A 24,122-nucleotide genomic window follows, 5' to 3' on the forward strand; every position below is an offset into this window, starting at 1 on the left:
CGTGCGCCCTGCCGCTGGCTCAACGTGGCGACGTCGGTTGACCGGCAGCGGTGCCCGGGATCCGCACAGCGGTGCTCCAGTCGCCGAGGAAGGCGTCGTTTTCGAGGTCCAGGGCGATGTCCAGGTCGCCGCCGAAGCTGATGCCGCCCAGTCGGCACACCTCGACGTACCAGGGCGACAGGCCGTCGCGCACTCCGTCGGGGGACATGTCGGTGCCGCCCAGGTGTTCGGCGTGGAAGACGTCGAACCTGTCCGGCACGTCGACGTAGGCGTCGCCGTCGGACGGGAAACTCACCGGTGGCACGCCTGCGTTGGGGTCGTCGCGGGGCACCAGCCACAGGGAACCGTACACGCTGTGCCTCGCCCGCCAGGAGGTGTTGTCGACCTCGCCGTCGGCGAGCGAGGGCGCCGCGGTGGGTCGGGCGACCCGTGGCCCGTTCAGCTCCGCCTCGGTGAGCCACACCATGGCGAGCAGGGACGCGACGCCGTCGTCGGCGATCTGCAGTCGTGGATGGGCCCTGGCCTGGGCGAGTTCGGCCCAGAACGGGTGCTCGGGCTGTGCGACGTCGACGGGTCGTCCGGCCATGATTGCGGTGATCTCCGGCGACGGGCGCGTCAGTCGAATGCCGGGCCGACGCTGGTTGAGTAGGGTGGCCTGAGCCTGCCCGAGGAGTGCGTGATGATCCTGACCGATGCCCTCGTCCGGGAGTCGCCGACCGGTGACCGGCCCACAGAGATGGACCGGCCGCTGCTGACGTACCTCGACGACGCGACCGGTGAGCGGGTCGACCTGACCGCCACGGAGCTGGGCGGCTGGGCGGCGCGGGCCGCCGGGCTGCTGCGCGAGGGCTGCGGGCTGGGCGTCGGCGACCGGGCGGCGGTGCTGCTCCCGGCCCACTGGCAGACCGCCGCCGTGCTGCTGGGCGCCTGGTCGGCCGGGGTGGCGGTGTCGTTCCGTCCCCGGGCGACCGCCGGGCTGCCGCAGCTCGGGCCGGGCGACAACGAGCCGTTCGACGCGGTCTTCGTCAGCGCGAAGCGGCTGGACGACTGGCTGGAGGACGTGCCCGAGGCCCGGCACCGCTACGTCCTCGGGCTGGGGTCCGCCCCGTCGACGGAGGTGCCCCTGGGCTACCTGGACTGGCTCGCCGAGGTGGGCCGGCACACCGACGCGCTGCCCGCGTCCGCCCCGCTGACCAGCGCCGACGCGGCCAGCCCGGACGGCACGAGCTACCGCCAGTGGGGCAGCGTCGCGCGGGCCGTGGCGGAGCGGCTCGACCTGCGGGCCGGCGACCGGCTGCTGGTCGACGTCGCCGAGCACGAGCAGCCCGTGTACTGGCTGCTGGCGCCGCTGGCCGTCGGCGCGTCGGTGGTGCTCTGCGCCAACCTCGACCCGGCGACGCTGGACGCCCGGATCGCCGCCGAGCAGATCACCCGGGTGCTCTGATGGGCGGGGTCTACACCGAGGCGAGCATGTCGCTGGACGGCTACATCTCCGGGCCGGACGAGAGCGGCTTCGACCTGCTCTTCCGCTGGTACGAGAACGGCGACGTCCCCGTGCCGACCGCCAAGCCGGACATGACGTTCCGCACCTCCCCGGCGAGCGCCGGCCACGTGCGCCGCACCATGGACGAGACCGGCGCCCTGGTCGTCGGCCGGCGACTCTTCGACCTGATCGGCGGCTGGGACGGCAGGCACCCCCTGGACAAGCCGGTCGTGGTGGTCACCCACCACGTGCCGGACGGCTGGCCCCGGCCGGACGCGCCGTTCACCTTCGTCACCGAGGGCATCGAGGCCGCCGTCGCGCAGGCCCGAGAGCTGGCCGGCGGCCGCTGGGTCGGGGTCAACGGCGGCACCATCGCCCGCCAGTGCCTCGACGCCGGGCTGCTGGACGAGATCCGGGTCAACCTCGTGCCGGTCCTGCTCGGCGGCGGGGTGCCGTTCTTCGACCATCTCGGTCACCCGCCGGTCGAGCTGACCGGGCCGACCGTCATCGAGGGCGACCAGGTCACCCACCTCTACTACCGGGTCCGCCGGCCGTAGCCGCCCGGCAGTCCCGAGCACGGGCCCCGTCAGCACCGGCTCGCCCACGGACCCAATGGCCCACCGGCCGGAACCACATCGCCACACGCTGCGCCGCTCCCGCCCCCGGCCGCCTTTGGCAATCTTGGACAGTTGTCGTTCCAAACGAACGGAAACCGTCCAAGATCTGGCCGGAGCAGCGTGTGGTCGGGCGGCGGCTGGGCGGCGGGGTCGTCTTCTGCTCGGGGTGGTTGCGGGTCCGCCAGGGTCGGCGGGAGCAGGGCGCGGTGTGGTCGGCCGGCAGGGCGCACCGCGCGCCGCCGGGCAGCGTGCGGTCGCAGAAGACCCAGTGGCGTACGCCCTGCTGGTCCTCGGCCGAGACGGTGACGCCGCCCGGCTCGACGCGGCGCTGAGCCTTATTGGAAGAGCCTGCCGGGCCTTCTGGAGCGGCCCCGCTTGCTGATCATGGAATCCCTGCGCCTGCGGCGCACCATGATCGACTTTGTCTGCCTCTTCAGAGCTTGGAGGATCCTGTCCCTCATCGCATGCCTCTTCTCGCGTATGTCGGGTCGGCCATCGCGATTCCGCGCCGGGCCGTGGCCCAGCGTGATGGTGGTGCGGGCCACGGGCCCGAATCCGTCGCCGGTATCGCAGCCCGCGTACCCGGGCAGAGATCAGTCATTCGTCAGCGTCGGGCCACACCGCTGAGCCGGCGCCAGGCCCGCCACACCGACCGGAGGGACGTGCGATTCCCGCGAGGTCTGTCCGGTGACGGGAGTCAGTCGACCGTCGGCAGCTTCGGGCCGAGGACGTCGTCGGCGTCGACGATCGTGTACGCGTACCCCTGCTCGGCGAGGAAGCGCTGGCGGTGGGCGGCGTACTCGGTGTCGATGGTGTCCCGGGAGACGACGGTGTAGAAGTGCGCCTGCCGGCCGTCGGCCTTGGGCCGCAGCACCCGCCCGAGGCGCTGCGCCTCCTCCTGCCGCGAGCCGAACGTGCCGGAGACCTGGATCGCCACGGCCGCCTCGGGCAGGTCGATGGAGAAGTTGCCGACCTTCGAGATCACCAGGGTGCGGATCTCCCCGGAGCGGAACGCGTCGAAGAGCCGCTCCCGTTCCTTGTTGGTGGTCGAGCCCTGCACGATCGGCGCGTCGAGGTATTCGCCGAGCTGGTGCAACTGCTCGATGTAGCCGCCGATCACCAGCGTCTGCTCGCCCGGGTGCCGGTCCACCAGCGCCTTGACCACGGGCAGCTTCGTGCGGGCGGTCGCCGCCATCCGGTAGCGCTCCTCGGCCTCCGCCGTCGCGTACGACATGCGCTCCGCGTCGGTGAGCGTCACGCGTACCTCGGTGCACTGGGCCGGGGCGATCCAGCCCTGCGACTCGATGTCCTTCCACGGCGCGTCGTACCGCTTCGGGCCGATCAGGCTGAACACGTCGCCCTCCCGGCCGTCCTCACGGACCAGCGTCGCTGTCAGCCCCAGCCGGCGGCGGGCCTGGAGGTCCGCGGTGAACCGGAAGATCGGCGCGGGCAGCAGGTGTACCTCGTCGTAGACGACCAGGCCCCAGTCGCGGGCGCCGAACAGGTCCAGGTGGGTGAACGCTCCGCCGCGCCGCGAGGTGAGCACCTGGTACGTGGCGATGGTGACCGGGCGGATCTCCTTGCGCTCGCCCGAATATTCCCCGATCTCCTCCTCGCTCAGGGAGGTGCGGGCGATCAGCTCGCGCTTCCACTGCCGCCCGGCGACCGTGTTGGTGACCAGGATCAGCGTGGTGACCTTCGCCTCGGCCATCGCCGCCGCCCCGACCAGCGTCTTGCCCGCGCCACAGGGGAGCACCACCACGCCCGACCCGCCGGCCCAGAACGCCTCCACGGCCTCCCGTTGGTACGACCGCAGCGTCCACGGCCTGCCGCCGTCCTTGCCGGTCTCGGCCAGCTCGATCGGGTGCGCCTCGCCGTCGACGTAGCCGGCCAGGTCCTCCGCCGGCCAGCCCAGCTTGAGCAGCGCCTGCTTGAGCCGGCCCCGCTCGGACGGGTGCACCGCGATCGTGTCGTCGTCGATCTTCGCGCCGAGCATGCCGGCGAGCTTCTTGCTCTTGGCGACCTCGATCAGCACCATGCGGTCCAGGGCCCGCAGGACGAGGCCGTGCGCCGGGTCGTTGGCGAGTTGGAGCCGGCCGTACCGGTCCATCGTCTCGGCCACGTCGACCAGCAGCGCGTGCGGCACCGGGTACCGCGAATACTTGATCAGCGCGTCCACCACGGCCTCGGCGTCGTGGCCGGCGGCGCGCGCGTTCCACAACCCGAGCGGGGTCAGCCGGTAGGTGTGCACATGCTCCGGGGAGCGCTCCAGCTCCGCGAAGGGCGCGATGGCCATCCGGCACGCCTGCGCGTCGGGGTGGTCGATCTCCAGCAGCAGGGTCTTGTCCGACTGCACGATCAGGGGTCCACCGCTCACGCCAGTGCCTCTCCTCCGCCTCGGGTCGCCGGCTGTCCGGGAGGTGACTGACCCGCCCCGGGCCGACCCACCAGTGTTGCACGTATCCGGGTGACGCCAGAAAAATCTGGACACGGGGCGCAACCGGAACGGCACTCGCAACGTCTAGCAATAGGACACCTGTCACGGGAGGCGCCATGAAACACGTCCGGATCACCACCCGGCTCGTCGCCCTGGCAGTGGCCACGCTGGTCGGTGCCGGTGCGTGCACGTTCGAGCCGCGGGCCGACGGAGGTGGGGGCGGGGGTCCCGTCCCGGTCGGTGCCACGGAGCAGTTAACGGGGGCGAGCGGTGCGCCCGGGCCGGACCAGCGGGCCGGCACGGCGACGGCGAAGCCGGCGGTGAAGCCCGCGCCGAACCGCCCGAGGCCGACCCGGCCCGCGCCGAAGCCCACCACGTCGCCGTCGGCCGCCGGCTGCCCGCAGGGGGAGCACCAGCGCGCGGTGGAGGCGTACCTCGCCCGGCTGGGCGGGTTCGGGACGCTGACCGTGGACGGCCGCCAGTCCGCCGCCGACTGCGCCGCGATCAAGAAGTTCCAGAAGCGGTACGACATCCGCCCCGCCCACGGCCGCGCGGGGCCCACCACCCACGACGTGGCGAAGCGGCTCGCCACCACCGACACGGCGCGCTGCAAGGCCGGCTCGGGCACCACCTTCTGCATCGACCTGACCCGGCAGACGACCTGGGTGATGCGCAACGGCAAGGTGCTCGTGAAGCCGACGGTCACCCGGACGGGCATGCCCGGCTACCGCACCCCGGCCGGCACCTTCAAGATCAACTATCGCAACATCAAGGAGTGGTCCGACCCGTACGAGGTCTGGCTCCCGTACTGGCAGCACTTCACGCAGGGGATGGGCTTCCACGAGACCACGACCTACCTGCACAACAAGGCGATCGGCTCGCACGGCTGCGTCAACCTGCTGCACGCCGACGCGGTCCGGTACTGGGAGCTGGGCAAGGTCGGCAGCCGGGTGGTGGTGGTCGGGCGGCGCCCCGGCACCTGATCCGCCGCCGCCCCGGGGCCCCGGCCCGTCCGCGTCGCACATGTCGTCCGATCGGGGTTTTATCCCCTGTCACTCCGGTCACCCGAGTGACACGCTGGAAGGCCACGCGTCGGACGGACGGGGAGGCTGGAGATGACGGTCGACCGGGAAGCGAGACCGGAGCACAGCGCCGAGCGCGACCGGTCACCGGACGAGGGGGTCTCCACCGTCACCGTCGTCGCGTACGCGGCCGCCGCGGCGGTGCTCCTCGGCTGGTTCCTCTTCGGCTGGCTGGTGCTCGAACAGGGCTTCGTCGACTCGGTCGGCGAGTCGGCCGGCGCCGGGTTCGCGCTGCTGCTGATCGTCTCCGTCGTCGGGACGGTACGCCGCAGCCGGCGCTGACCCGGCCCGAGGCCCGCCGGTCCTGCCAGAGGAACGACCCGTGGGCGGACGGGCGCCGGCGCTCAGTCCTCCAGCACCGCCGCCGTGATCCGGTGCAGGGCGAAGGTGTGCAGCATCTCCGTGCGCTCGTCCTCGGCGCGCAGGTAACCCGCGCCGATCGAGACTGGCCGGACCAGCCGGGACGCGGTCGCCCCGTGCGCGTCGACGTACCCGACCCAGACCAGCGCCTTGTCCCGCACCGCCTGCTGGAGCACGGCGAGGGCGTCGCTGTGGGTGTGCACCGGCGCCGGCCCGGTACGCGCCGCACCGCCCCGGACCACCGCCGGCGCGCGCCGCGCCGCCCGGGCCGCCGCGTCGCCGCGCCGGATCTGCTCCACCACGCCCAGCAGGCGGGGCATGGACAACTTCGGCGCGGTCAGCGGATCGAGGGTCCGGGTCGTCACCGACACCCGGGCCGGGGCCCGGCGGGTCTTCGGGCGGGACAGCACCGCCGCCCCGCTCGCGTCCTCCGGCACCGGGGCGTACCCGGCCTCGCGCAGGGCCGTGAGCATCCGGCCCACCTGGTACGGGGTCGACAGCACCGTCGGCGCGAGCCGGCGCAGCGCCAGTGACTCCAGCCGCCGGTCGGCGAGCACCTCGGTCAGCAGCGCCTCGTCGTCGCTGCGCACGTACGCCCCGGCGGAGCCGACCCGCAGCCCGCCGTGCTTGCGGGCCACGTCGTCCACCAGGTACGTCAGCCCCTGCGGGACCGGGGTGCGGGACCGGCGCCGGAACAGGGCGTGCAGGTCGTCGGCCGAGTAGCCGGCGTCCAGGGCCCGGCGCACGCTGGCCGGGGTGACCCGGTGCACGCTGGCGCCGCCGGCCGACTCGTGCTCGGCCACCACCTCCAGTTCGGCGGCGAGGGCCGGGTCGGGCGGGCCGGGCACCACGACGGTCAGATCGGCCTGCACCAGGAAGTGGTCGACCGGGGCGGGCAGCAACGCGTCCAGCGCGCGCACCGCGCCGGTCCCGTCGCCGTCCTCGGCGTCCGCGCGCAGCCCGAGCGGGTCGTCCCCGCCCCGCTCGTCGGTGGCGGTGACGTCGGCGAGCAGCAGCCGCCCGTACGAGGTGAGCGCCCCCAGCCCGGTCACGCCCAGCGTCGCCGCCTCGGTCAGCACCTCGCGGTGCGCGGCCTCCCGCCCCCGGCTGCGCCGCGGCGCCCGCCAGTCGAGCAGCGACTGCACCTCCTCGGGGGTGGGCGCGGTGGCGGGCTCCAGGCCGGCGAGCACCCCGAGGACCGCGCGTCGGGCGGCCGGCGCCCCGGCCCGTTCCGCCTCGGCCGAGAGCACGGTGATCGGCCGGTCCCGGTCGTCGCGCTGCCCGATCAGCCCGACCTGCCGGGTCATCGTCAGCCAGGCCCGGCCGAGCTGCTCCCAGCGCTGCGCCAGCGTGCCGGCCCGCCACACCTCGTACCCGGCGGTGGGCAGCACCTGCTGGTCGGCCCCGTAGCGGGTGGTGGTGGCCCCGGGCAGGTCCACCTCGCCGATCAGCCCCGCCGCGTACGCCGCCTCCAGCAGCAGGGCGGCGGTCGGCTCGTCCACCCCGACCGCGCGGGCCAGGCGGCGCAGGTCGCGCACGCCCAGGCCGCCGGAGCGCAGCACGGGCGCCGGCTCGGCGGCGAGCTGCTCCAGCAGCGCCTCGGTGTGACGTACCGCCTCCATGGTCTGCCCGGCCCCGGCGGAGTCGGCGGCCTTCGGCTCGCGCGGCGGCGTGGCCACCGGCGGCGGGCTGGTCCGCAGCGGGCCGAGCGGGCCGCTGTCCCGGCGCAGCAGCAGGCCGACCTCCCGGGGCAGCTCGACGGTGCCGGTGGCGCTGGCCTTGTTGGGGCCGGAGACCAGCACCAGCAGGTGGTGGTCGACCAGCCAGCGCACCGGCGAGCCGGTCGGCGCGCCGCCGTTGGTCGGGTCCGGGGGCAGGTCGTCCTCCGCGCCGACCGGCGGCGCCTGCAACGCGCCCGCCGGCACGCTGCCCACCGGCGGGCCGGCGGCCAGCCGGTCCAGGATGGCCCGGGCCGAGGGTGGCGCGGCCAGCAGCGTCCGCCGCAGCTTCGCCGGGTCCGCGCAGAGCGCCGCCGCCCGCGGGTCCAGCTCCGCCGCCGGCCGGCCCAGCCCCGCCGGGTACGGGGAGACCTCGTCGACGCTCTCCACCACGCGCAGGGCGCTCTCGGGGCCGTGCAACAGGAAGAGCGCCCGCAGCCGGTTCACGGCGGTGCGGACGGAGGTGGGGGCGGGCGGGTGCGGGCCGGCGGTGGCCATGGCGAGGACCGAGGCGGTGGAGGTGGTGCCCTCGGCCGGGTCCCGGGTGAGCCGGGCGGCGTCCAGGATCTGCAGGGTGAACTGGTCGAGCCCGTCGAGCGCGCGGGCCACCGAGACCCGGGACTGGGCCCGGATGGCGAGCGCGGAGACGTCGGCGGGCACGGGCACCACGAGGTCCGGCCGCAGTTGGAGGAGGGCGGCGAGCGACTCGTCGGGCAGCGACCGCAGGTGGTCGGCGAGTGAGGTGGTCATCGTCGTTCCACGCTAGCCCGGCAGGGGGTCTTCCCGCCCCTCGGACGTCCGGCTGACCCGTGCGGACGGGCGGGTAGGTTTCTGCGCATGCCCGCACTCACGGTCGGCTTCGACCTCGACATGACCCTGGTCGACTCGCGCCCCGGCATCGCCGAGACCTACCGGGCGCTGACCGCCCTGACGGGGGTGCACGTGGACGCTGAGGCCGCCGTGTCCCGGCTCGGCCCGCCGCTGCGTACCGAGATCGCCCGCTGGTTCCCGCCGGAGCAGGTCGACGCGGCCGTCCGCACGTACCGCGAGCTCTACCCGGCGTACGCGATCACGCCCACCGTCCCGTTGCCCGGCGCCCGCGAGGCGATCGACGCGATCCGCGCCCGCGGCGGCCGGGTGCTGGTGGTCACCTCCAAGCTGGGCCGCCTGGCCCGGCTGCACCTCGACCACCTCGGACTGGCGGTCGACGAGCTGGCCGGCGACCTGTTCGCCGAGGAGAAGGCGACCGCGCTGCGCGAGCACGGCGCCACGCACTACGTCGGCGACCACGTGGCCGACATGGTGGCCGCGCGGGCGGCGGGCGTGCCCGGCATCGCCGTCGCGACCGGCCCGTGTTCGGCCGACGAACTCCGCGCCGCCGGGGCGGAGGCGGTGCTGGATGATCTCACCGGATTCCCGGCGGCGCTGGACGGGATGATCCGGCTAGCCTTGGGGCAGTAGACGTCTCAAGCGAAGCAGGGGTTCTCAGGTGCCGACGGGTCGAGTGAAGTGGTTTGACGCGGCCAAGGGATACGGATTTGTCACCAGCGACGAGGGTGGCGACGTGTTCCTTCCCAAGACCGCGCTGCCGGCGGGTGTCACCGACCTCAAGGGCGGTCAGCGGGTCGACTTCAGCGTGGTGGACAGCCGCCGGGGCGCGCAGGCGATGGGGGTCAAGCTGCTCGACGCCCCGCCGTCGGTGGCGGAGCTGCGCCGCCGGCCGGCCGAGGAGCTGCACGGCCTCGTCGAGGACATGATCAAGGTGCTGGAGGCGAAGGTGCAGCCGGACCTGCGCCGGGGCCGCTTCCCCGACCGCAAGACCGCGCAGAAGATCGCTCAGCTGGTCCACGCCGTCGCGCGCGAGCTGGAGGTCTGAGGCACCAGCCCGGCGGCGGCGGCCCGACCGAGCAGCGCCTCCACGGCGGCGAACCCGGCGTCCCCCAGGTCGGCGGTGAACTCGTTGACGTAGAGGCCGATGTGTCGGTCCACCACGTCGGGCTCCATCTCCTGCGCGTGCGCCAGCACGTAGTCGCGGCTCGCCGCCGGGTCGGCCCAGGCCCGGCGGACCGACTCGCGGATCCACCCGGCGGCGGCCTCCGGGTCCACCGCGCCGCGCCGGGCCAGGATGGCGCCGAGGGGGATGGGCAGGCCGGTGTCGGCCTCCCACCACTCGCCCAGGTCCACCAGGGCGGTCAGGCCGTGCCGCGGGTAGGTGAAGCGGGCCTCGTGGATGACCAGGCCGGCGTCGTACCGGCCGGCGGCCACGCCCGGCATGATCTCGTGGAACGGCACCACCTCGATCCGCGCCGGCGGCCGGTCCGCCGCCCAGAGCCGGAAGAGCAGGTACGCCGTCGTCCGGTCGCCGGGCACCGCCACGGTCGCGCCGGTGAGGTCAGCCCGGTCGGCGAGGCCAGCGCGGTCGGCGTGCCCCGCGCCGCCCGGGCGGTCGGGTCGGCCGGCGCCGTCGCCCCTGGTCAGCACCAGCGGGCCGCAGCCACGGCCGAGCGCCCCGCCGCAGGGCAGCAGGTGGTAGTCCTCCAACAGCCACGGCAGCGCGGCGTAGCTCACCTTCACCAGGTCGAACGCGCCCCGCTCGGCGGCCGTGTTGGTCACGTCGACGTCGGCGTACGTCACCTCCACCGGCGGCGCGTCGGGCACGAGGCCGTGCACCAGGGCGTGGAAGACGAACGTGTCGTTGGGGCAGGGCGAGATCGCCAGCGAGAGCGCCACGCCCCCACGGTATCCCCGCCCGCCGCGGGCCGGCTCCGCCCGGTACCCGCGACTGTGACCTGCCCCGCGACGTGAAGCCCTCCGCGACGGGCGCGACGGGACCGGGACACACCCACGGTGCCGAGCCGCGCTCCGCCGGCCTCACGCGACGATAGGGCCACGGGCCACGGGCCACGGGCCACGGGCCACAGGGACACGAGGCACGGTGTCGAGCGGGCCGTCGGTGGCGACACCGGGTAACGGTGTCGAGCCGGCCCCGTCGGTGGCGTCACCATGCCCCGTTCGGCCCCTGTCGAGCTGCCCTCACAGATGGGGCACGCCCCGGCCAGAAGGGCTGGGCCGGTACGCACCGGTGGTCTCATGGGCGGGGCAGCTCGACAGCGACCACGCACGGCTTCCGCGGCGGCGGCTACGGGCAGACCGGCGCCAGCTCGGCTCGGCCGGGCTGCGGGTCGACGGGAGGCAGCTCGGCTCGGGCGTGGTGGTCCGCCCAAGAGCCTCCGGCTGCACACAACCATGCGGTTATCCACAGGCTTTTCCACAGGTGGGCGGCTGTTGTTGAAGTCGGCCCACTCCATGGCGACGATCGAGGTGTGACGGAGCGGAGCGGGCCGATCGACGTGGGGGCGGCGCTGCGCGCACTGCGGCGCCAGGCAGACCTGAGCCAGCGGGAACTGGCGCGGCGGTCGGGCGTGCCCAAGAGCACCGTGGCGCGGATCGAATCCGGTCCGGGAGCCGATCCGAGGTTGCGGACGGTGGAGCGGTTGGTCCGGGCCGCCGGCGGGGAACTGGTGGTCGGTGTCCGAGACGCCGGGCCCGACATGGCAGACGCCGTCCCAGATGACATCGCGAGAACCAGCACGCTGTCCTCGGTCGAGCCGGGCACCCTCGCGGTGCTGCCGGCCGTCCCACACGACGGACGACGCGACGAGGGCGGTCGCCGCTATCCCGCGCACCTCGACGTCCGGGAGGTCCGGACGCTGAAGGACTGGCCGGGCGCGTGGTGGGGGCACTGGTGCGTACCGCCGGAACAGTGGCCGGTGCGGGTGCCCGAGCGGACGTACGACCTCGACCGCGGGCGGCGCGACGAGCGACGGGTACGGGAGCGGCTTCGCGCCGCCGTGAGGTTTCGCCGGGTGACCGAGGACGTGCCGGACGGGTGTTGGCGATTCGTGGCCGAACTGCCCGGTGGCGGGCCGGTCGGCGAGTTGCGGGCGCACGAACGGAGCGAGGACCTGTTGCTGGGTGAGGACGTCGGCGGCCGGCGGGAGATGGTGCTGGACGGTGTGGTGGTGGCACCCCAGCTGCGCTTCCTGGGCATCGGCCGCCGGCTGCTCCAGCTCCTCGCGGAGGAGATGGACAGGACCGGTATCCGCACCGTGCTCGCGACCGCCGGGGCCGGCGGGAGCGACTTCCTGCTCGCCTGCGGCTACGAACTGGAGGCGTGCCGACCGTGGTCGCTGCGGCTCGACCGTCGGCCGGCGGTCACGGGCTGACGGTCCTGTGCGGGCAGGCAGCGGGCGGGCAGGCAGGCCACCGTGCGGCAGGCAGGCGGCGGGAAGGCAGGCCGGGCAGGTTGGACGGGTCAGGTCAGGGCGGCGGCGGCGGTGGTCAGGGCGGCCAGCGCCTCGCGCATGCGCCACGCGTCGCGGTCGCGGGGGCCGATCGGGTTGGAGACGGTACGCAGCTCGACGAACGGGAGGCCCGCCTGGGCGGCGGCGACGGCCACCCCGTACCCCTCCATGGCCTCGGCGACCGCGTCCGGGTGCCGCCGGCGCAGCGCGTCGGTGCTGGCGGCGGTGCCGGTGACCGTGCTGACGGTTAGCACCGGGCCGACGGTGGCCGCCGGGAGCGCGGCCCGCAGCCGGGCGAGCAGGCCCGGGTCGGCGGCGAGCGCGGTGCTGCCACCCAGCCAGTCCGCGGGCATGCCCAGCTCGTCCACCGGAATGAAGCCGGCCGGCGACTCGGCGCCGAGGTCGGCGGCCACGGACACGGTGCCCAGCACCGTGGCGCCCACCTCCACCCGGCCGGCGAAGCCCCCCGCCACGCCCGCGCTGACCACGCCGCCGTAGGGCCGGCCGGCGGCCTCGGCGAGCACCAGCAGCCGGGTCGTGGTCGCGGCGGCGACGGCCGGGCCGACCCCCACCGGCAGCACCGTGGTCGTCTGGTCGGCGAGGCCGGCGCGGATCGCCTCGGCCTCGGCGGGGACCGCCGTGACCACCAGCAGAGCGGTCACGAGAGCGGCCCCTGCGGCTCCCGACGGGTCTCGTCGTCCGTCCCGCCCGGCCCGCCGACGGCCGACGAGGGCCGGTAGATGTGGTAGCCCGGCGGTGCCAGGCCGGGGTCGTCCAGCGGAGAGCCGCCCTGCGTCGGGGCGGGGGAGGTGGGCGTGGGGTCGTGTCGGCGCCCGGCCTCCGGGTCGGGGGAACCCGCGTCGACGGTGCCCGGGGCGTCGGGGTCGGTTCCGTCGGTCCCGTCGGCCAGCTCGTCGTCGCCGAGCGGCCGGCCGAGCAGGCGCTCCGCGCGCAGCCGGCCGGCCACCACCAGGCCCCGGGCGGCGGCCACGGTGCCGACGACGGCGACGACGGCGATCCCGATCCGGCCGTCGAAGGGTACGAGCCCCAGCCCGCCCCCGGCGACGAAGGCGAGCATCAGCACCGTCTCCGAGTGGGCGAAGGAGCTGGCCCGCAGCCGCTCCGGGATGCGTTCCTGGATCGAGGCGTCCACGGCGAGCTTGGCGATGCCGCTGTTCAGCGCGGCGACCAGGCAGAGCAGGGCGACCATGGGCAGCGAGAACTTCAACGCGGCGAGGATCGCCACCCCGGCGACGACGACCATGCCGCTGGACTGGATCGCGGCGGGTCGGTGGATGCGCAGCCGGGTGCCGACCGCGGTGGCCAGGAAGGTGCCCACGGCGAGCGCCGCGCCGACCAGGCCCAGCGCCGCCTCGTCGCCGAGGTCCCGACCGAAGGCCACGGTGGTCAGGTCGCCCGCCTTGATCGCGAACGCGAGGAAGAGCAACAGGAAGCCGTAGACCGCGCGCAGCGTCGCGGCGCCGATCAGGGTGGCGATCACGAGCCGGCCCGCCGGTCGCCCCCGGCCCAGCGGGCGGTCCCCGGTGCGGCGACCCAGCGCCCGCAGCGGCCGGGGCACCCGCTCCGGCGGCTCCGAGTCGGCCCTCGGGGGCAGCCGCAGGGAGATCACCATGCCGACCAGGAAGATGACCGAGGCCACCCGGAGCGGCCACTGCGGCCCGAACCAGAAGGCGGCCAGGCCGATCGGGGCGACCAGCGCGCCGGCCACCGTGCCGTAGACGCTGGCCCGGGCACCCACCTGGGACAGCCCGAGTCCCTCCGGGAGCAGCCGGGGCACGGCCGCGGAGCGGGCCACCCCGTACGCGCGGGAGAGCGCCAGCACGCCGAAGGCCGCCGGGTAGAGGCCGAAGCCGTGGATGTAGTCGGAGATCAGCCAGGCCAGGAAGGCCCGGCCGAGCATGGTGGCGGCCAGCGCGTACCGCCGGCCGTGCCGGAAGTGGTCGAGCAGCGGGCCCACCACCGGGGCGAGCATGGCGAACGGCACCATGGTCACCAGCAGGTAGAGGGCGACCTTGCTGCGCGCCTCGCCGAGCGGGACGTTGAAGAAGATCGTCCCGGCCAGGCCGATGGCGATCAGCGTGTCCCCGGCGCAGGAGACCGCGTGCAGGTCGAAGAGGCGGACCATGCCGACCTCGTCCCCGGCGCCCCGGGCGCGGGCCCGGCCGGCCCGGCGGGTCATCCAGCGCCCACCGCTGACCGAGCCCCGGAACAGCAGGCGGACGGCCTTGATGCCGGTGCCGACGGTCTGCCCGAGCACGGACCGCCCGGAGCGGGAGAACAGCGGCATGCCCACCATCCTCGCCCATCCGGTCCGCGCACGCCGCACCACTGCGCCAGAACGTCCTCGGCGGGTGCCTGTCGGTCGGCCGTACGCATGGGGAACAATGGTCGGGTGACCAGGCCCGCCTCCGCCCGCGCCGCTCGTCTCGACCAGGTCTGCGCCGCTGCCGTCGAGGTGGCGCGCGACGCCATCACCGAGGTCGACGCCTCGGACATCGGCGACCACCTGCAGGCCGTCGCGGAGGGCGACCGGCTCGTCACCCACTACTTCGAGTGCCGGCTCGCCGGCTACCGCGGCTGGCGGTGGGCGGTCACCGTCACCCGGGTGCCCCGCAGCCGGCACGTCACCGTCTGCGAGACGGTGCTGCTTCCCGGCGCGGACGCGATGCTCGCGCCCGGCTGGCTGCCCTGGCAGGAGCGGCTCAAGCCGGGCGACCTCGGTCCCGGCGACCTGCTGCCCACCCCGGCGGACGACGAGCGGCTCCAGCCCGGCTACGTGCTCTCCGACGACCCGGCGGTCGAGGAGACCGCCTGGGAGTTGGGGCTCGGCCGGGCCCGGGTGCTCTCCCGGGAGGGGCGCAGTGAGGCCGCCCAGCGCTGGTACGACGGCGACCACGGCCCCTCCGCCGCGATCTCGGTCGCCGCTCCCGCCGCCGCCCGCTGCGGGACCTGCGGCTTCTACCTGCCGCTCGCCGGCGCCCTGCGGCAGTCCTTCGGCGCCTGCGGCAACTTCTACGCCCCCGACGACGGCCGGGTGGTCAGCGCCGACCACGGCTGCGGCGCGCACTCGGAGACCCTGATCGAGGCCGCCGACACCCCGGTCGACGAGATGCCGACGGTCTACGACGACAGTGCGGTGGAGCCCGTGTCGGTCAGCCGGGCGCCGGGCTCGGTGGAGGCCGCGGAGCCGGCGGAGCCGTACGGCCACCCCTGACGGACCGGCCACCCCTGACGGGCCGGCGGCGCGGCGTCGTCGCAGGTCAGTGGCCGGCGCGGCGGCGGCGTCGGTTGGCGTCGTGCCGCATCATCACGGCGAGACCGGGGAAACCCCACAGGAAACCGGCCAGGCAGATCCACAACCAGTCCTGGTGACCGTGCGCGGTCAGCCAGCCGCGGAAGAAGACGAGCAACACCAACCCGGCGAGGGCCCAGGCCGCCATCCCGGCGAGGGCGAACGGCACCATCGGCGGGTCGAGCGGCTCGGGTCGCGGCGGCTGCTCCTTCGGCACGCGGCAAGCGTACGCGATCAACTTTCGCTGCTGGCCGGTGATCTGCGACGATGCGGCGCGACAACGGAAGATCACCTGCGAGGACCTGATGGCAGTAGCACCACCCGACAACGGAACACCACCCGATCCGGCTCACCCGCGTAACGGTTTCGACCGGTTCTTCGAGATCTCCGCCCGTGGCTCGACGATGAGCCGCGAGGTACGCGGTGGCCTGGCGACCTTCTTCACGATGGCGTACATCGTGGTGCTCAACCCGCTCATCATCGGTGGTGCCGTCGACGGCGACGGCCAGAAGCTCCCCATCCCCGCCCTCGCGGCGGCCACTGCCCTGGTCGCCGGCCTGATGACGATCCTGATGGGCGTCGTCGGCCGGTTCCCGATCGCGCTCGCCGCCGGCCTCGGCGTCAACGCGCTGGTCGCGTACGAGATCGCCCCGGAGATGACCTGGGCGGACGCGATGGGCCTCGTGGTGATCGAGGGTGTGATCATCGCGGTGCTGGTGCTGACCGGCCTGCGCACGGCGGTGTTCCGCTCGGTGCCGACGCAGATGAAGACGGCGATCGGCGTCGGCATCGGCCTCTTCCTGACCATCATCGGGCTGGTCGACGCCGGCTTCGTCCGCCGCGTCCCGGACTCGGCGAACACCACCGTCCCCGTCGGCCTGGGCTTCGACGGCACCCTCGGCAGCTGGCCGATGCTGGTCTTCGTGGTGGGCCTGCTGTTGACCGTGGTGCTGCTGGTACGCCGGGTCAAGGGCGCGATCCTGATCGGCATCCTCGGCTCCACCGTGCTGGCGGTCGTCGTCGAGGCGGTGGCGAACATCGGGCCGTCCTTCGTCGACGGCAAGCCGAACCCGAAGGGCTGGGCGCTGAACGTCCCCGAGCTGCCGAAGACCTGGCTGGACGTGCCGGACCTGTCGCTGCTCGGCAACTTCAACGTGTTCGACTCGTGGAGCCGGGCCGGCTGGCTCGTCGTCCTCATGTTCGTGTTCACCCTGCTGATCACGGACTTCTTCGACACCATGGGCACGATGGTCGCGGTCGGGCAGGAGGGGAGCATGCTCGACGAGCGGGGCACCCCGCCGCGGGCCAAGGAGATCCTGCTGGTCGACTCGATCGCGGCGGCGGCCGGCGGTGCGGCGAGCACGTCGAGCAACACGTCGTACATCGAGAGCGCCGCCGGTGTGGCGGAGGGCGCCCGCACCGGCGTGGCCAACCTGGTCACCGGCGGCCTGTTCCTGCTGGCGATGTTCCTGGCGCCGCTGGTCGTGGTGGTGCCGTTCGAGGCGGCCTCCACCGCGCTGGTGGTGGTCGGCTTCCTGATGATGACCGCGGTGCGGACGATCGACTGGTCCGACTACGAGATCGCCATCCCGGCGTTCCTCACGATCGTCCTGATGCCCTTCACGTACTCGATCTCCAACGGCATCGGCGCCGGCCTGATCACCTACGTGGTGGTGAAGCTCGCCAAGGGCAAGGCCCGGGAGATCCACCCCCTGCTGTACGGGGTGGCCGCCCTCTTCGTGCTGTACTTCCTGCGCGGGCCGATCGAGTCCCTGGTGCTCTGACCACCCTCCGCTCCGGGCCGGTGACCGAATCGGGTAGCCGGCCCGGAGCAGGGCAAACTTCTCGTGACCATGGTCATATCGCAGCTCATTAGCCAGGCTCATTAGTTAAGCTAACTATCGTGACGGAGCGGACGGTGACGGCGAAACGCGTGCCACCGGCGCAGCTCGCACCACAGCTGCGTGATGCGATCACCCGACTCAACCGACGGGTCCGCCAGGCCCGGCCGGTCGGCGACCTCACGGTCACCCAGCTCTCCGCGCTCACCAGCCTCCAGCTGGCGGGCGCGCTGACGCCCCGGGAACTGGCCGACGTCGAACGGGTGCAGCCGCCGACGATGACCAAGATCGTCGCGAAGTTGGAGGAGCGCGGCCTCGTGCAGCGCACCCCCCATCCGACCGACGGCCGGCAGGTCATCCTCGCGGCGACAGAGGGGGGACGGGCGGTGCTCGACCAGTTCGAGCGCGTCCGCGACGAGTGGCTGGCCCACCGGCTGGCCGAGCTGACCGAAGCAGAACGGGACACCCTGCGGCAGGCCGCCGAGATCCTTCAGCAGCTCGCCCGCGCCTGACCCGCGCGCCTCGCACCCACCGCGCCGTCCGCCGTCGATGACGCGTACGACCGCGAGGAGGCGCACAAAGAGTGCAGGCGAAGCTGAGCACGATGTTCCAGTCCCTACAGGTCCGCAACTACCGGCTCTTCGCATCCGGGCAACTGATCAAGCTGATCGGCGTCTGGATGATGTTCATCGCCCAGGACTGGCTGGTCCTCGAGCTCTCCGACAACTCCGCCACCGCGCTCGGCGTGGTCACCGCCCTCCAGTTCGCTCCCGTCCTGCTGCTCACCCTGCTCTCCGGGCGGCTCGCCGACCGCTACGACAAGCGGATGCTGCTCTTCGTCGCCAACGCGTTCTGGACCGTGCTGGCGCTCGCGATGAGCCTGCTGGTGATCACCGGCCTCGTGCAGCTCTGGCACGTGTTCGCGTTCGCGGCCCTGCTCGGCGTCGCCAACGCCGTGGAGACCCCCGTCCGGCAGGCGTTCGTCTCGGAGCTGGTCGGCACGTCGCTGCTGCCGAACGCGCTCTCGCTGAACGCGGCCGTGTTCAACTCCGCCCGGATCGTCGGGCCCGCCGCCGCCGGCCTGGCCATCGCCGCGTTCGACGTGGGGCCGGTCTTCCTGTTCACCGCGCTCAGCTCGATCGCCCCGCTGGTCAACGTCGTCCGGATGCGCCCGGCCGAGCTGCACCGGGAGGCGCTGCCGCCGCGCGACGAGCGGGCCTCGGCCAAGGTCGTCGACGGCCTGCGCTACGTCTGGCGCCGCCCCGACCTGCTGCTGCCGATGGCGGTGATGTCGGTGATCGGCATGTCGCTGTTCAACTTCCAGCTCACCCTGGCCGCGCTCGCCAAGACCGTGTTCCAGACCGGGGCGGCCTCGTTCGGGCTGTTCAGCACCGCGCTGGCGGTCGGCGCGCTGGTCGGGGCGCTGGCCGGCACCGGGCGGCGCAGCCGCCCGTCGGTCTGGGTGGTCCTCGGCGCCGCGGTCGGCTGCGCCAGCTTCGGCACCCTGGTCGGGCTCGCCTCGGCGTACTGGATGGTGGTGGCGCTCCTGCTGCCCACCGGGTTCTTCATGGTGTTCTTCGCCCAGGCCGCCAACCAGCGGGTCCAGCTCGGGACGGACGCCGCCTTCCGGGGCCGGGTGATGGCCCTGTGGGTGCTGGTGTTCCTCGGCACCAACCCGGTCGGCGCGCCGCTGATCGGCTGGGTGGCGGAGACCTACGGCGCGGGCGCCAGCATCTGGATCGGCGGGCTCGTCTCGCTGGCCACCGCCCTGATCGCGCTCACCTGGCAGCTCCGCCGCGCCGGCGCCCGGCTGCGCTTCCGCATCCTGCCGATGCCGCGCTTCTACGTCACCTCCACCGACTGCTGACCGCCCTCGCCGCCCGGGGTGGGACGATCCGTCCCATCCCGCGGATGGCGTGGATGCGGCCAATCCGGTGGCGGCCCGGGGGGATCGGGCTTAGCGTCGATGCGTGGAGGTCGGACGCGGGGTGCTGCTGGTCCTGGCCTTCGTGGGCGTGGCCAGCCTGCCGGCGGTGATCGCCGCGGTCTTCTGCGCCGACGAGATCATCGACCGGGTCGCCTGCGGGTGGGCCGAGTGGCGGGAGCGCCGGCGGGAGCGGCGCACCATCGCCCGGCTGGACCGGGCCGTCGAGGCCGACGCGCTGACCCGCGACATCGACCTCACCGACTTCGACCGGCCCGAACGGCGCCCGCTGGAGCAACTCGCCGCCGACCTGCGGCGCCTGCGCGGCCAGGGCGCCAGCACCGATGGCCGGCAGCCGGTCTGGCACGGCACGGTGCTCCGGGCGTACGACGACCGGCTCCGGCTGGCCTGCCGGGCGCTCGGCATCACCGAGCACCTCACCGAGCTGGAGGGCGTCGACCTGGAGCTGGAGCGGGTCCGGGTGGAGGGCCTCCTGCACGCCGCCGGGCTGACCCTGCCCGCCGCCCGGGCCGGTCACCGGCAGCGCCACCACTGAGCGGCGGGCCGGCGTGAGGCTCTTCGTCGCGGTCTACCCGCCGCCGGAGGCGATCGCGCACCTCGGCGCGCAGGTCGCCCGGTTGCGGGTCGGCGCGGCGGCCGCCGCCGGGATCAACGTCCGGCTCGCCGACCCGGCCACCGCCCACGTCACCCTCGCCTTCCTCGGCGACGTCGAGGCGGACCGGCTGGTCGACGTGGAGAGCGCGCTGGGGCTGGCCGCCGAGTGGTCCCGGGAGGGCCGTTCCGCCGCGCCCCGGCTCCGGTTCGCCGGCGGCGGGCGCTTCGGGCGGGGCCGGTTCACGGTGCTCTGGGCCGACCTGCGGGGCGAGGTGGAGCAGCTCCAGATGCTGGCCCGGCTGATCCGCTCCCGGCTGCGGCACGCCCGCCTGCCACACGACGAGAAGCCGTTCCGCCCGCACCTGACGGTCGCCCGACCGGGTGACCGGGTGCCCGACGTCGACGTGACGGCGGACCTGGCGACCCTGGACGGCTACGAGGGCCCGGCGTGGCCGGCCGCCGAGATGGTGCTGATGCGCAGCCACCCCGGCCCCCGCCCCACCTACGACCGCCTGGCCGCCTGGCCCATCTGACCGCCCGGACACGCCAGCCAGTGGCCGGCCTGGCCCATCTGACGCCGGCCACGCCAGCCAGTGGCCGCCGGTGCCCGTGTGACCGCCCGGCCACGCCAGCCCGGGCGGACGTCGCCGCAGGCCCCGGCCGGCGGCGCCCACCCGTGGAGCCGGCGGTCGCCCGCCGCCGGCTCCACCGTCGGCGCGTGCTACCAGGCCCAGGCCTCCGGGCCGGGGCCGCCGTTGCCGACGGGCGGGAAGAGCTGGTCGAGCCGGGCGAGGGCGTCCTCGTCGAGGCTGACGGTCAGGGCGCCCAGGGAGCGGTCGAGCTGGTCGGCGGTGCGCGGCCCGATGATCGGGGCGGTCACCCCCGGCCGGGACAGCAGCCAGCCGAGCGCCACGTCCGCCGGGTCGTGCCCCAGCTCGCCGCAGAGCTTCTCGTACGCCTCGATGGTCGGCCGGTGCTCGGCGAGCGCGTCGGCGGAGCGGCCGCTGGCGCCGCGCGCGGCCCCGCCCTCGGCCATCTTCCGCAGCACCCCGGCGAGCAGCCCGCCGTGCAGCGGCGACCACGGGATGATGCCGAGCCCGTGGTGCTGCGCGGCGGGCACCACCTCGAGTTCGACGTGCCGGGTGAGCAGGTTGTAGATGCACTGCTCCGAGACGAGACCGAGGAAGTGGCGCTTCGCCGCCGCCTCCTGCGCCACCGAGATGTGCCACCCGGCGAAGTTGGACGACCCGACGTAGAGCACCTTGCCCTGGGCGACCAGGGTCTCCATGGCCTGCCAGATCTCCTCCCACGGCGTGGCCCGGGAGACGTGGTGCATCTGGTAGAGGTCGATGGTGTCGGTCTGCAACCGGCGCAGCGAGTCCTCACAGGCCCGGATGATGTGCCGGGCGGACAGGCCCTGCTCGTTGGGCCACTCGCCCATCTTGCCGTAGACCTTGGTGGCCAGGACGACCTTGTCCCGCCGGCCGCCGCCCTGGGCGAACCAGCGGCCGATGATCTGCTCGGTGATCCCCTCGCCGGTCTGCCAGCCGTAGACGTTGGCGGTGTCGAAGAAGTTGATGCCGTGTTCGAGGGCCCGGTCCATGATCGCGAAGCTGTCCGGCTCGGTCGTCTGCGGCCCGAAGTTCATCGTGCCGAGGCAGAGGCGGCTGACCGACAGGCCGGTGCGGCCCAGGTTCGTGTACTCCATACGGCCACCCTGCCACGACGGCACTTCGAGTGCCTCGCGCCGACTCCGGCGAACGCTCGCCGCCGGAGTCGACGCGTCAGGAGGACTCGCGGGCCGCCGGCCCGCTGCCGAAGAGGACGTCGTCCCAGCTCGGCAGGCGCTTGCGGGGCTTGCCCCCGGCCTCGGCCGACTCGCCGGCAGCAGCCGCCGGCGCGCCCGTGCGGCGGGGCCGGAGCACCGCCAGGGACGGCACGGCCGGCACCTCCTTGGGCGCGTCCGAGTCGTCGTCGAACGCGGAACCCTGCCCGCCGCCGAGCAGCGCCGCCGCGCCGCCGCCGACCGGCCGCTGCCGGGGCGCGTCCTGCCCCGCCAGGGCGGCCGGGGAGCGCGGGTCGAGCCCGCGGCCCGAGGTCGAGCCGAGTGGACGGTCGAGGGAGGCGAGCAGGGCGTCCCGCCCGGCCCGGATCGGGTCGCGGCCCGGCCGGCTGTGCTCGGCCGGCGCCGGCAGGCCGTGCCCGCCCCGGCTCGGCTCGCCGCGCGACGGGCCGGGCAGCGCGTGACCGCCCCGCTCCGGCGCCGGCTCCTGACCGAGGATCGGGGTGGGCCGCTCGGCGCAGAGGTATTGCGCCATGTCGTCGTGCGGGGTGACCGCCTGCCGGGTCTTGTCGAGATCCCAGACCGCCTGCGCGGTCGCCTTGCCCGACGGCCAGGTCGCGACGATCCGCCAGGTGCCGTCGTCGCGGCGCCACGCGTCCCAGGAGATCTTCTCGGTGTCGATCCCGTGCTGGGCCAGCCGGCCGTTGACGACCTCGGCGAGCGGGGTCGGCTTCTCCGCGCCCTTGAGCCGGGTGCGCCGGGCGTGCTGGGCGAGCATGGCCCGCTCCTGGAGCACCGGGCCGGCGTAGCGCAGCACCCGGTCGACCGGCACGCCGGCGATCCGGGCGACGTCCTCGGCGGACTCGCCGGAGCGGATCCGGGCCTGGATGTCGCGTGGGGACAGTGAGGGCACCGGGTCGGCGGCGGCCGGGGCCACCGCGAGCGGCGGGGCACCGGGCTCGGCGTGCAGCGCGCCGGCGATGCGGTCGTCGATGGGCAGGGCGAGCAGTCGCCCGACCTCGTCGGCGAGCACCAGGGCCTGGCCGTCCTCGGAGAGGGCGACGAAGCGTACTGGGCGCATAGCGTTGCCTCCGTCCCGCTTCGCTGGCCGTCACGCCACGAGCCGGCCACCCGGGCGTCTCGCACCACCGTACGCGCATCTTCCCAGAGGTGGGGGATGCGACACCCGCATGTCGCGACTGAGCTGCGGCGATGATCACGTTCGGTGGCCGCCGTACGGCCCGGCGGCCACCGAACGTGACGGCGGCCTAGAGCCGCTCGACCACGTAGTCGATGGACGCGGTCAGCGCCTCGACGTCGGCCGGCTCGACGGCCGGGAAGAGCGCGACCCGCAGCTGGTTGCGGCCCAGCTTCCGATAGGGCTCGGTGTCCACGATCCCGTTGGCGCGCAGCGCCTTGGCGATCGCGGTGGCGTCGACCCCGTCGGCGAAGTCGATGGTGGCGACCACGTTGGACCGCAGCGCCGGGTCGGCGACGAACGGCGTCGCCACGTCGGAGCGCTCCGCCCAGCCGTAGACGATCGCGGCGCTCTCGGCCGTGCGCTTGGCCGCCCAGGCCAGCCCGCCCTGCGCGTTCATCCAGTCGGTCTGCTCGGCGGCCAGGAAGATGGTGGCCAGGGCCGGGGTGTTGTAGGTCTGCTCCAGCCGCGAGTTGTCGATCGCGGTGACCAGGTCGAGGAAGGCCGGGACGTAGCGGCCCGACGCCTTGATCCCGCCGGCCCGCTCCAGGGCGGCCGGGGACATCAGGGCCAGCCAGAGACCGCCGTCGGAGCCGAAGCACTTCTGCGGGGCGAAGTAGTAGACGTCGGTCTCGCCGACGTTGACGTCGAGCCCGCCGGCGCCGGAGGTGGCGTCGACCAGCAGCAGCGAGCCCGGGTCGGCGCCGGCCACCCGGCTGATCGGCACCGCGACGCCGGTCGAGGTCTCGTTGTGCGGGGTGGCGTAGACGTCGACCCCCGCCTCGGCCACCAGGCTCGGGGCGGTGCCGGCCTCCGACTTGCGGATGGTGGGCTCGCCGAGGAAGGGGGCGTCCTTGACGGACTTGGCGAACTTCGCGCCGAACTCGCCGAAGCTGGCGAACTGCGCCCGGTCCCGGACCAGGCCGAACGTCGCGACCTCCCAGAACGCGGTGGTGCCGCCGTTGCCGAGCACCACCTCGTAGCCCTCGGGCAGGGAGAAGAACTCGGCGATGCCACGGCGCAGCCGGGCGACCTGGTCGCGGACGGTCTTCTGCCGGTGGGAGGTGCCCAGGTAGCTGGTCGCCACGTCGGCGAGGGCGGAGACCGCCGCCGGACGGACCTTGGACGGCCCGCAGCCGAACCTTCCGTCGGCGGGCTTGAGGTCGTCGGGAATCCGGATGGTCGGTGCGTCAGCCACGGTTGTCGAGATCCTTCCGCATGTGCGATGGCGGGCCCGGTCTTCAGGCGGGCGCGGATCGACGGCGGACGCGCGCGGGCGCGCGGGGCGGCCGGGATCCGGGCCGGTCCGGCGACACTGCCGGCCTTCATCCTCCCATCCGGGCCGCCCGATCCGGCCGCTGGTCCCACACCCGGGCGTGAGTCGTCCGCCACAAAGGTGCGGGCACGCGCGAGGGGCCCCGTCCGCGGACGGGGCCCCTCGGAGGTA

The 24,122-nt window shown here is 74.3% G+C and carries 24 protein-coding genes; 14 read left to right on the top strand and 10 right to left on the bottom strand.

Going from position 1 to position 24,122, the window contains the following annotated elements:
• Positions 1-19: 19 nt before the first annotated feature.
• Entirely contained in the window at positions 20-586 is a 567-nt protein-coding gene (locus ACZ6O2_RS07310) for a hypothetical protein (RefSeq protein WP_466022304.1), read from the bottom strand.
• 150 nt (positions 587-736) lie between these two features.
• Here ACZ6O2_RS07310 and ACZ6O2_RS07315 point away from each other — a divergent pair, with 150 nt between their 5' ends.
• The 3 genes from ACZ6O2_RS07315 (at position 737) to ACZ6O2_RS07325 (ending at position 2,432) form a co-directional block, all read left to right on the top strand.
• Positions 737-1,444 (top strand): TIGR03089 family protein, encoded by a 708-nt coding sequence (locus tag ACZ6O2_RS07315; protein ID WP_466022383.1) that lies wholly within the window; start codon positions 737-739, stop codon positions 1,442-1,444.
• On the top strand, positions 1,444-2,040 hold the full coding sequence (locus ACZ6O2_RS07320) for a dihydrofolate reductase family protein (RefSeq protein WP_466022305.1): 597 nt from the start codon (positions 1,444-1,446) through the stop codon (positions 2,038-2,040). The genes ACZ6O2_RS07315 and ACZ6O2_RS07320 overlap by 1 nt, the downstream gene beginning before the upstream one ends.
• A gap of 182 nt (positions 2,041-2,222) precedes the next feature.
• Positions 2,223-2,432 (top strand): hypothetical protein, encoded by a 210-nt coding sequence (locus tag ACZ6O2_RS07325; RefSeq protein ID WP_466022306.1) that lies wholly within the window; start codon positions 2,223-2,225, stop codon positions 2,430-2,432.
• Between the two features lie 365 nt (positions 2,433-2,797).
• On the opposite strand, the gene ACZ6O2_RS07330 is transcribed toward ACZ6O2_RS07325, so the two are convergent.
• On the bottom strand, positions 2,798-4,477 hold the full coding sequence (locus tag ACZ6O2_RS07330; protein ID WP_466022307.1) for a DNA repair helicase XPB: 1,680 nt from the start codon (positions 4,475-4,477) through the stop codon (positions 2,798-2,800).
• Positions 4,478-4,653: 176 nt separating this feature from the next.
• Between ACZ6O2_RS07330 and ACZ6O2_RS07335 the strand changes: the two genes are divergently transcribed.
• Both ACZ6O2_RS07335 and ACZ6O2_RS07340 read left to right on the top strand, forming a co-directional pair.
• Positions 4,654-5,520: a L,D-transpeptidase family protein gene (locus tag ACZ6O2_RS07335; protein WP_466022308.1), complete on the top strand. Its 867-nt coding sequence runs from the start codon at positions 4,654-4,656 to the stop codon at positions 5,518-5,520.
• Between the two features lie 132 nt (positions 5,521-5,652).
• Positions 5,653-5,901 carry a hypothetical protein gene (locus ACZ6O2_RS07340; RefSeq protein ID WP_350701735.1) on the top strand — a complete coding sequence of 83 codons (249 nt, stop codon included), beginning with the start codon at positions 5,653-5,655 and terminating at the stop codon, positions 5,899-5,901.
• Positions 5,902-5,963: 62 nt separating this feature from the next.
• Here ACZ6O2_RS07340 and ACZ6O2_RS07345 read toward each other — a convergent pair whose 3' ends face one another.
• Positions 5,964-8,447, bottom strand: coding sequence for a helicase-associated domain-containing protein (locus ACZ6O2_RS07345; RefSeq protein WP_466022309.1), 2,484 nt, complete (start codon positions 8,445-8,447; stop codon positions 5,964-5,966).
• A gap of 87 nt (positions 8,448-8,534) precedes the next feature.
• On the opposite strand from ACZ6O2_RS07345, the gene ACZ6O2_RS07350 reads away from it, so the two are divergent.
• Positions 8,535-9,158 (top strand): HAD family hydrolase, encoded by a 624-nt coding sequence (locus ACZ6O2_RS07350; RefSeq protein ID WP_350701732.1) that lies wholly within the window; start codon positions 8,535-8,537, stop codon positions 9,156-9,158.
• A gap of 28 nt (positions 9,159-9,186) precedes the next feature.
• Positions 9,187-9,573, top strand: a complete 387-nt coding sequence (locus ACZ6O2_RS07355) for a cold-shock protein (protein ID WP_091098926.1) — start codon at positions 9,187-9,189, stop codon at positions 9,571-9,573.
• Here ACZ6O2_RS07355 and ACZ6O2_RS07360 read toward each other — a convergent pair.
• Entirely contained in the window at positions 9,534-10,427 is an 894-nt protein-coding gene (locus ACZ6O2_RS07360) for a 1,4-dihydroxy-6-naphthoate synthase (RefSeq protein WP_350701730.1), read from the bottom strand. The genes ACZ6O2_RS07355 and ACZ6O2_RS07360 overlap by 40 nt on opposite strands.
• 593 nt (positions 10,428-11,020) lie before the next feature.
• Here ACZ6O2_RS07360 and ACZ6O2_RS07365 point away from each other — a divergent pair.
• On the top strand, positions 11,021-11,923 hold the full coding sequence (locus ACZ6O2_RS07365; protein WP_466022310.1) for a GNAT family N-acetyltransferase: 903 nt from the start codon (positions 11,021-11,023) through the stop codon (positions 11,921-11,923).
• A gap of 89 nt (positions 11,924-12,012) precedes the next feature.
• Here the strand turns inward: ACZ6O2_RS07365 and ACZ6O2_RS07370 are convergent, their stop codons facing one another.
• Together ACZ6O2_RS07370 and ACZ6O2_RS07375 are read right to left on the bottom strand one after the other, a co-directional pair.
• Entirely contained in the window at positions 12,013-12,663 is a 651-nt protein-coding gene (locus ACZ6O2_RS07370; protein ID WP_466022311.1) for a futalosine hydrolase, read from the bottom strand.
• Positions 12,660-14,309, bottom strand: coding sequence for an MFS transporter (locus tag ACZ6O2_RS07375; RefSeq protein WP_466022312.1), 1,650 nt, complete (start codon positions 14,307-14,309; stop codon positions 12,660-12,662). Before ACZ6O2_RS07375 ends, ACZ6O2_RS07370 begins: the two co-directional genes overlap by 4 nt.
• 87 nt (positions 14,310-14,396) lie before the next feature.
• On the opposite strand from ACZ6O2_RS07375, the gene ACZ6O2_RS07380 reads away from it, so the two are divergent.
• A complete protein-coding gene (locus ACZ6O2_RS07380) occupies positions 14,397-15,236 on the top strand; it encodes a DUF3027 domain-containing protein (RefSeq protein WP_393257820.1) in 840 nt (279 codons plus the stop codon).
• A gap of 46 nt (positions 15,237-15,282) precedes the next feature.
• Here the strand turns inward: ACZ6O2_RS07380 and ACZ6O2_RS07385 are convergent, their stop codons facing one another.
• Positions 15,283-15,531 (bottom strand): DUF2530 domain-containing protein, encoded by a 249-nt coding sequence (locus tag ACZ6O2_RS07385; protein ID WP_466022313.1) that lies wholly within the window; start codon positions 15,529-15,531, stop codon positions 15,283-15,285.
• An 88-nt stretch (positions 15,532-15,619) separates the two neighbouring features.
• Between ACZ6O2_RS07385 and ACZ6O2_RS07390 the strand changes: the two genes are divergently transcribed.
• The 5 genes from ACZ6O2_RS07390 (at position 15,620) to thpR (ending at position 20,227) form a co-directional block, all read left to right on the top strand.
• On the top strand, positions 15,620-17,098 hold the full coding sequence (locus ACZ6O2_RS07390; protein ID WP_357702397.1) for an NCS2 family permease: 1,479 nt from the start codon (positions 15,620-15,622) through the stop codon (positions 17,096-17,098).
• A 119-nt stretch (positions 17,099-17,217) separates the two neighbouring features.
• Positions 17,218-17,667: a MarR family winged helix-turn-helix transcriptional regulator gene (locus tag ACZ6O2_RS07395; RefSeq protein WP_350701717.1), complete on the top strand. Its 450-nt coding sequence runs from the start codon at positions 17,218-17,220 to the stop codon at positions 17,665-17,667.
• Positions 17,668-17,738: 71 nt separating this feature from the next.
• Positions 17,739-19,022 carry an MFS transporter gene (locus ACZ6O2_RS07400; protein ID WP_350701715.1) on the top strand — a complete coding sequence of 428 codons (1,284 nt, stop codon included), beginning with the start codon at positions 17,739-17,741 and terminating at the stop codon, positions 19,020-19,022.
• Between the two features lie 103 nt (positions 19,023-19,125).
• Positions 19,126-19,635 carry a hypothetical protein gene (locus ACZ6O2_RS07405; protein ID WP_466022314.1) on the top strand — a complete coding sequence of 170 codons (510 nt, stop codon included), beginning with the start codon at positions 19,126-19,128 and terminating at the stop codon, positions 19,633-19,635.
• Positions 19,636-19,648: 13 nt separating this feature from the next.
• A complete protein-coding gene (gene thpR / locus ACZ6O2_RS07410) occupies positions 19,649-20,227 on the top strand; it encodes an RNA 2',3'-cyclic phosphodiesterase (RefSeq protein ID WP_466022315.1) in 579 nt (192 codons plus the stop codon).
• A gap of 188 nt (positions 20,228-20,415) precedes the next feature.
• Here thpR and ACZ6O2_RS07415 read toward each other — a convergent pair whose 3' ends face one another.
• The 3 genes from ACZ6O2_RS07415 to serC form a co-directional block, all read right to left on the bottom strand.
• Positions 20,416-21,402: an aldo/keto reductase gene (locus ACZ6O2_RS07415; protein ID WP_350701710.1), complete on the bottom strand. Its 987-nt coding sequence runs from the start codon at positions 21,400-21,402 to the stop codon at positions 20,416-20,418.
• A gap of 76 nt (positions 21,403-21,478) precedes the next feature.
• Positions 21,479-22,558 (bottom strand): septation protein SepH, encoded by a 1,080-nt coding sequence (gene sepH / locus ACZ6O2_RS07420; protein ID WP_350701708.1) that lies wholly within the window; start codon positions 22,556-22,558, stop codon positions 21,479-21,481.
• A 187-nt stretch (positions 22,559-22,745) separates the two neighbouring features.
• The gene (gene serC / locus ACZ6O2_RS07425; RefSeq protein ID WP_466022316.1) at positions 22,746-23,873 is read right to left on the bottom strand and encodes a phosphoserine transaminase; all 1,128 of its coding nucleotides are present in this window, start codon (positions 23,871-23,873) and stop codon (positions 22,746-22,748) included.
• Between the last annotated feature and the right edge of the window lie 249 nt (positions 23,874-24,122).

The sequence above is a fragment of the Micromonospora sp. NPDC048040 genome, assembly GCF_055587185.1.